Annotated in this window: 5 protein-coding genes; all 5 read left to right on the top strand. The window is 63.8% G+C overall.

Annotated elements, in window-relative coordinates:
* Positions 1-110: 110 nt before the first annotated feature.
* The 5 genes from LU671_RS03385 (at position 111) to LU671_RS03405 (ending at position 7,298) form a co-directional block, all read left to right on the top strand.
* Positions 111-1,781 carry a glucan biosynthesis protein G gene (locus tag LU671_RS03385; protein WP_232854956.1) on the top strand — a complete coding sequence of 557 codons (1,671 nt, stop codon included), beginning with the start codon at positions 111-113 and terminating at the stop codon, positions 1,779-1,781.
* Complete coding sequence (gene mdoH / locus LU671_RS03390; RefSeq protein ID WP_203648355.1) at positions 1,774-4,341, top strand: glucans biosynthesis glucosyltransferase MdoH; 2,568 nt, start codon at positions 1,774-1,776, stop codon at positions 4,339-4,341. Before LU671_RS03385 ends, mdoH begins: the two co-directional genes overlap by 8 nt.
* Before the next feature lie 232 nt (positions 4,342-4,573).
* Positions 4,574-5,371, top strand: coding sequence for a transporter substrate-binding domain-containing protein (locus LU671_RS03395; protein ID WP_110735164.1), 798 nt, complete (start codon positions 4,574-4,576; stop codon positions 5,369-5,371).
* Positions 5,372-5,608: 237 nt separating this feature from the next.
* The gene (locus tag LU671_RS03400; RefSeq protein WP_046853904.1) at positions 5,609-6,571 is read left to right on the top strand and encodes an amino acid ABC transporter permease; all 963 of its coding nucleotides are present in this window, start codon (positions 5,609-5,611) and stop codon (positions 6,569-6,571) included.
* Complete coding sequence (locus LU671_RS03405; RefSeq protein ID WP_186716283.1) at positions 6,564-7,298, top strand: amino acid ABC transporter ATP-binding protein; 735 nt, start codon at positions 6,564-6,566, stop codon at positions 7,296-7,298. Before LU671_RS03400 ends, LU671_RS03405 begins: the two co-directional genes overlap by 8 nt.
* The last annotated feature ends 443 nt before the right edge of the window (positions 7,299-7,741 follow it).

Genomic DNA, 7,741 nt, shown 5'->3' on the forward strand with positions numbered 1-7,741 from the left:
GGCATTGGTCGCTGGCCGTTGGTTTCATGATCTGTTTTCGGCGAGGATTGCTCGTGATTGTAAGCCCCTGTATTGCACCTAGAATCCCCGGTACCCGGCTGCGCAAGGCCATGCTGGCCGGCGTGGCGCTGGTCGGCCTGTTGAGCGCGGGCCAGCTGTGGGCATTCAATCTGGACGACGTTGCAGCCAAGGCAAAGGATCTGGCCGGTCAGAAGTTCGAGGCACCGAAGAGCAACCTGCCGCCGGTGTTCCGCGACATGAAGTACGCCGACTACCAGAAGATCCGCTTCCTGCAGGAAAAGGCCGAGTGGGCCAAGGACAAGACGCCGTTCAAGCTCTCGTTCTACCACCAGGGCATGCACTTCGACACGCCGGTGACCATCAACGAGATCACCGCCAACAAGGTCAAGGAAATCAAGTACGACCCGAGCCGCTTCGAGTTCGGCGACGTGCCGCATGACGCCGAAGCCACCAAGAACCTCGGCTACGCTGGTTTCCGCGTGCTCTACCCGATCAACAAGGCCGACAAGCAGGACGAGATCATGACCCTGCTTGGCGCCAGCTATTTCCGCGTGGTCGGCAAGGGCCACCGCTACGGCCTGTCGGCCCGTGGCCTGGCCATCGACACCGCGCTGCCGTCCGGCGAGGAATTCCCGCGCTTCCGCGAATTCTGGATCGAGAAGCCCAAGCCGAACGACAAGCACCTGGTGATCTACGCGCTGCTCGACTCGCCGCGCTCCACCGGCGCCTACAAGCTGACCCTGCGCCCTGGCGAAGACACCCTGGTCGACGTCAAGTCGCGGGTCTACCTGCGTGACAACGTCAGCCGCCTGGGCATCGCCCCGCTGACCAGCATGTACCTGTTCGGCCCCAACCAGCCATCCAAGGTCATGAACTACCGTCCGGCCCTGCATGACTCCGAAGGCCTGGCGATCCACGCCGGCAACGGCGAGTGGCTGTGGCGTCCGCTGAACAACCCGAAACACCTGGCCGTGAGCAACTTCAGCGTCGAGAACCCGCGTGGTTTCGGCCTGCTGCAGCGCCAGCGCGACTTCAGCGACTACGAAGACCTCGACGACGAGTACGAGAAGCGCCCGAGCGCCTGGATCGAGCCGAAGGGTGACTGGGGCAAGGGTACCGTCGACCTGGTCGAGATCCCGACCGCCGACGAGACCAACGACAACATCGTGGCCTTCTGGAGCCCGGAAAAACTGCCTGAGGTGGGCAAGCCGTTCGAGTACGACTACCGCCTGCGCTGGACCATCAAGGAAGACCAACTGCATTCGCAGGAACTGGGCTGGGTCAAGCAGACCCTGCGCTCCACCGGCGACGTCAAACAGTCCAACCTGATCCGCCAGACCGATGGCACCGTGGCCTTCCTGGTCGACTTCATCGGCCCGAACCTGGCCACGCTGCCGGCCGACACCGCCGTGCGCAGCCAGGTCAGCGTCGGCGACAACGCCGAAGTGGTCGAGAACAACCTGCGCTACAACCCGGAAACCAAAGGCTGGCGCCTGACCCTGCGCCTGAAGGTGCAGGATCCGAAGAAATCCACCGAGATGCGCGCCGCGCTGCTGCGCGACGTACCGGTCGAACAGCCCAAGCCGGCCAAGCAGGACAAGGCCGCGGCCAAGCATGCTCACGCCAAGGCCGAGAAAGCCAAGGTCGAGAAGGCTGCCGAGCAACCCGCCGCCGATGCGGCATCCACCAACGGGACCCCGGCCACCACCGAGAAAGTGCTGACCGAGACCTGGAGCTATCAGTTGCCTGCCGATGAGTAACTCAAGCGCAAGGCCGGAATCGCTGAGCGAGTACCTGGCCCACCTTCCCCTGAGCGACGAGCAGCGTGCGGAACTCGCCCGCTGCACCTCCTTCAGCGAGCTGCACCAACACCTGGCGGCCCAACCGGCCGCCGGCACCGCCGAGGCCGCCCAGGCTTCGGTGGGCGCCCGTCTTACTGTCGGCAGCGCCGCCGAGCTGGAAGACGCCGAGATGCTCGGCGTCGATGCCGGTGGGCGGCTGTGCCTGAAGATCGCCCCGCCGATCAAGCGCACCAAGGTCGTGCCCGAGCCGTGGCGCACCAACATCCTGATCCGCATGTGGCGGCGCATGACCGGCCGCACCAACGCCCCGCAGCCGCCCAAGCGCGAGCTGCCGCCGGCGCGCTGGCGCACGGTCGGCTCGATCCGCCGCTACATCCTGCTGACCCTGATGATCGGCCAGACCCTCGTCGCCGGCTGGTACATGAAGGGCATCCTGCCGTACCAGGGTTGGTCGTTCGTTGATCTCGACGAGATCGTCAACCAGCCGCTGTGGGACACGGTGGTGCAGGTGTGGCCGTATGCGCTGCAGACCTCCATCCTGGTCCTGTTCGGCATCCTGTTCTGCTGGGTGTCGGCGGGCTTCTGGACCGCCCTGATGGGCTTCCTCGAGCTGCTCACCGGGCGTGACAAGTACAAGATTTCCGGCAGCAGCGCCGGCAACGAGCCGATCGCGCCCGAGGCGCGCACCGCGCTGGTGATGCCGATCTGCAACGAAGACGTGCCACGGGTGTTCGCCGGCCTGCGCGCCACCTTCGAGTCGGTGGCTGCCAGCGGCAACCTCGACCGGTTCGACTTCTTCGTGCTCAGCGACACCAACGACACCGACATCGCCGTCGCCGAACAACAGGCCTGGCTCGACGTGTGCCGCGAAACCAAGGGTTTCGGCCGCATCTTCTACCGTCGCCGTCGGCGCCGGGTGAAGCGCAAGAGCGGCAACCTCGACGACTTCTGCCGTCGCTGGGGCGGCGAGTACAAGTACATGGTCGTGCTCGATGCCGACAGCGTCATGAGCGGCGAGTGCCTGAGCAGCCTGGTGCGCCTGATGGAGGCCAACCCGGACGCCGGCATCATCCAGACCGGACCGAAAGCCTCGGGCATGGACACCCTGTATGCGCGCATGCAGCAGTTCGCCACCCGCGTGTACGGCCCGCTGTTCACCGCCGGCCTGCACTTCTGGCAGTTGGGCGAGTCGCACTATTGGGGTCACAACGCGATCATCCGCATGAAGCCGTTCATCGAGCACTGCGCCCTGGCGCCGTTGCCGGGCAAGGGCGCGTTCGCCGGTGCTATCCTCTCCCACGACTTCGTCGAAGCCGCGCTGATGCGCCGTGCCGGTTGGGGCGTGTGGATCGCCTATGATCTGCCGGGCAGCTACGAAGAGCTGCCGCCAAACCTGCTCGACGAGCTCAAGCGCGACCGTCGCTGGTGCCACGGCAACCTGATGAACTTCCGCCTGTTCCTGGTCAAGGGCATGCACCCGGTGCACCGCGCGGTGTTCCTCACCGGGGTGATGTCGTACCTGTCGGCGCCGCTGTGGTTCCTGTTCCTGGTGCTGTCGACGGCGCTGCTGGCAACCAACACCCTGATGGAGCCGCAGTATTTCATCGAGCCGTTCCAGCTCTACCCGCTGTGGCCGCAGTGGCATCCGGAGAAGGCCATTGCGCTGTTCTCCACCACCATCGTGCTGCTGTTCCTGCCCAAGCTGCTCAGCATCATCCTGATCTGGGCCAAGGGCGCCACCGAGTTCGGCGGGCGCATCAAGGTCACCCTGTCGATGCTGATGGAGATGCTGTTCTCCATGCTGCTGGCACCGGTGCGGATGATCTTCCACACCCGCTTCGTGCTGGCCGCGTTCCTCGGCTGGGCCGCGACCTGGAACTCGCCGCAGCGTGACGACGACTCCACGCCGTGGAGCGAAGCGGTGCGTCGCCATGGTCCGCAGACCCTGCTGGGTATCGCCTGGGCTGGGCTGGTGGCCTGGCTGAACCCGAGCTTCCTGTGGTGGCTGGCGCCGATCGTCGGCTCGCTGGTGCTGTCGATCCCGGTGTCGGTGATCTCCAGCCGCACGCGCCTGGGCCTGGCGGCCAAGGACGAGAAGCTGTTCCTCATCCCCGAGGAATACGCTACGCCGCAAGAGCTGCTGGCGACCGACCAGTACACCCACGAGAACCGCTGGCACGCCTTGCACGACGGTTTCGTCCGTGCCGTGGTCGACCCGCGCCAGAACGCCCTGGCCTGTGCCATGGCCACGGCGCGTCACGGTCAGGCGGCCCCGATCGAGGCGCTGCGCGCCGAGCGCGTGGCCAAGGCCCTGGAAGTCGGCCCGAAAGGCCTGGACCTGAACACCCGCCTGGCGCTGCTCAGCGACCCGGTGGCGCTGTCGCGCCTGCACGAGCAGGTGTGGGCCGGACACAACACGGCGTGGATCGATGTGTGGCGGGCGTCCATCGCCAACGATCCGCACTCGCCGCTGCTGCCGCTGCACCCGGAGAACGTGGCCCAGCCAGCCCTGGCTTGAGTCCGTTGCTTCGATAATCGCGGGGCCAGCCCGCTCCCACGCCATCTCAACGGTGCGTGGGAGCGGGCTGGCCCCGCGATGCTTTCTGGTCGATTTTGGCCAACAAAGTCCCCCCCGGCTCTAGGTCCGGCGCCGCGCATGCGTTAGCATCCGTCCCGATATTGCGCATCGGTCTGTCGGACCGTGCTTACAAGAAAAATCTGCGTACTTCTTGCTAGGGGACTTGGTGATGATTAAGAAATACCTGTCGCGACTGCTGGTAGGTGCGACCGCCCTGATCGCGGTGACCGCCGCCCAGGCCGGCGCCATCGATGACGCGGTCAAGCGTGGCACCCTGCGCGTGGGCATGGACCCGACCTACATGCCGTTCGAAATGACAAACAAGCGCGGTGAGATCATCGGCTTCGAAGTCGACATCCTCAAGGCCATGGCCAAGTCCATGGGCGTCAAGCTGGAGATGGTCTCCACCGCCTACGACGGCATCATCCCGGCCCTGATGACCGACAAGTTCGACTTCATCGGCAGCGGCATGACCCTGACCCAGGAACGCAACCTGCGCCTGAACTTCAGCGAACCTTTCATTGTGGTCGGCCAGACCCTGCTGATCCGCAAGGAGCTGGCGGGCGAGATCAAGTCGTACAAGGACCTGAACAACGAGAAGTACCGCCTCACCTCCAAGCTCGGCACCACCGGCGAGATGGTCGCGAAGAAGCTGATCGGCAAGGCCAAGTACCATGGCTACGACAACGAGCAGGAAGGGGTGATGGACGTGGTCAACGGCAAGGCTGACGCCTTCGTCTACGACTCGCCCTACAACGTGGTGGCGGTGGAGAAGGCCGGCGCCGGCAAGCTGGTGTTCCTGGAAGAACCCTTCACCTACGAGCCGCTGGCCTTCGGCCTGAAGAAAGGCGACTACGACAGCATCAACTACATCAACAACTTCCTGCACCAGATCAAGCATGACGGGACCTACGATCGTATTCACGACAAGTGGTTCAAGAGCAAGGAATGGCTGAAGGAAATGGAATAAGGGTCGGGCCAAAAGCCCAGGCTTTTACCCCGACGCGCAGGTGGGGCTAAGGGCGGTAGGTCGAGGGCAGCGGATGTTTTCGCTGGCCTCTTCGCGGGTAAACCCGCTCCCACAGATGTAGCCAAACCCTGTGGGAGCGGGTTTACCCGCGAAGAGGCCAGCAAGTACAACGCACGCTCCACGGGCTATCGCTAAAGCTCCACCCGGCGCGTTTCTTTTTTTGTGGAAGTACCCCAAGTGATCAAACACAAGAAAGCACAGTGGCCCTGGCATGGGCTGACCGCGCTGGTCCTGGTGGGCCTGGCGATCAGCCTGTACCTGGCCACCTCGATGATTTCCTACGAGTGGCGCTGGAACCGTGTTCCGCAATACTTCGCCTACAAGGCCGAGGAAACCCAGCGTGCCGCCAACCCGGGCACGGTCGAGGAAATCGTGGTGTCCGGCGACAACGCCCGGGTCACCCTGAAGGATGAGAGCGGCGACACCCAGGTCGTCGAAGTGGCCAAGGACAGCATGCTGCTGGCCCGTGGTGACGACGTCGCCGAGGGCGATGCCATTGGCGTCACCCGCCACTGGGCCGCTGGCCCCTTGGCCTGGGGCCTGTGGACCACGCTGTGGATCTCGGTGATCTCCGGCGCCCTGGGCCTGGTGATCGGCCTGTTCGCCGGGCTGTGCCGGCTGTCGAGCAACCCCACCCTGCGTGACCTGTCCACGGTGTATGTCGAGCTGGTACGCGGCACGCCGCTGCTGGTGCAGATCTTCATCTTCTACTTCTTCATCGGCACCGTGCTCAACCTGTCCCGCGAGTTCGCCGGGGTGGCGGCGCTGGCGCTGTTCACCGGCGCCTACGTGGCCGAGATCGTCCGTGCCGGCGTGCAGTCGATCGCCAAAGGCCAGAACGAGGCGGCACGTTCGTTGGGCCTCAATGGCGCCCAGTCCATGCGCCATGTGATCCTGCCCCAGGCCTTCAAGCGCGTGCTGCCACCGCTGGCCGGGCAGTTCATCAGCCTGGTCAAGGACACTTCGCTGGTGTCGGTGATCGCCATCACCGAACTGACCAAGAGCGGCCGCGAGGCCATCACCACCTCGTTCTCGACTTTCGAGATCTGGTTCTGTGTGGCGGGCCTGTACCTGCTGATCAACCTGCCGCTGTCGCACATCGCCAGCCGGCTCGAGCGGAGGCTTGCGCAAAGTGATTGAAGTCCGTGACCTGCTGAAAGTCTTCGACACCCGCGGTCAGGTGGTGCGCGCGGTGGACAACGTCACCACCCAGGTCGCTAAGGGCGAGGTGGTGGTGGTGCTGGGGCCTTCGGGCTCGGGCAAGTCGACCTTCCTGCGCTGCCTGAATGGTCTGGAGCATTTCGACGAGGGCCATGTGTCCATCGGCGGCCTGCAACTGGACGACCCCAAGACCGATATCAACGCCTATCGACGTGAAGTCGGGATGGTGTTCCAGCACTTCAACCTGTTCCCGCACATGACCGTGCTGGAGAACCTGTGCCTGGCGCAGAAGGTGGTGCGCAAGCGTAACAAGGCCGAGCGTGAAGCCAAGGCCCGGGCGTTGCTGGAAAAGGTCGGTATCGCGCAGAAGGCCAACGAGTATCCGTCGCGGCTCTCCGGTGGCCAGCAGCAGCGGGTGGCCATCGCCCGGGCCCTGGCGATGGACCCGAAGGTGATGCTGTTCGATGAACCGACCTCGGCGCTTGATCCGGAAATGGTCGGGGAGGTGCTGGATGTGATGAAGACCCTGGCCCAGGAGGGCATGACCATGGTCTGCGTGACGCACGAGATGGGCTTTGCCCGGGAAGTGGCGGATCGGGTGTTGTTCTTTGATCATGGGAAGTTGCTGGAAGATTCGCCACCGCAGGAATTCTTTGCTGCGCCGAAGGATGTGCGGGCGCAGGCGTTCTTGCGGCAAGTTCTGTGATTGTGTTTAGACCTGCGTAAACCGTGGGTGCAATGTATGTGGTCAAACTGTTCAGGCCTCTTGCTATATGTTGGCGAGGGGTCTGATCACTGAAATAACACCACCCTCCAATCAAGAAACGCTCATCTCTTGATCTTGCTTCTAAGTGCGCGATAGTTCAGGCGACGCCAATTGCGACTTCAGGAGGCCGAGCGTAGTTCTTGCGAAGGGAGGTGACGGGCATGGATGCCCGTCAAGCGCTGCGCCCCAGGATGGGGCGTTCAGCGCGGTCCTCCCGGGAGCAAGAACGGAGCGAGGGAACCCCGGAGCGAAGCGTAGGGGCCGGATGAATGGAGCGAGGATTTTTTGGTGACTTTTTGATCCTTCTGTAGAGACCGGACACATCGCTGACACATGTGCGCAGACATGGTTGACACATTATGGTCCGTAATCAGGTTTATTCA

Source organism: Pseudomonas sp. NMI760_13, assembly GCF_021283245.1.
Classification (GTDB): Bacteria; Pseudomonadota; Gammaproteobacteria; order Pseudomonadales; family Pseudomonadaceae; genus Aquipseudomonas; species Aquipseudomonas peradeniyensis.

Bases quoted from the DNA above. Each gene is read 5' to 3' on its own strand.
- LU671_RS03385 (WP_232854956.1), top strand. From the start codon at position 111: ATGCTGGCCGGCGTGGCGCTGGTCGGCCTGTTGAGCGCGGGCCAGCTG.
- mdoH (WP_203648355.1), top strand. From the start codon at position 1,774: ATGAGTAACTCAAGCGCAAGGCCGGAATCGCTGAGCGAGTACCTGGCC.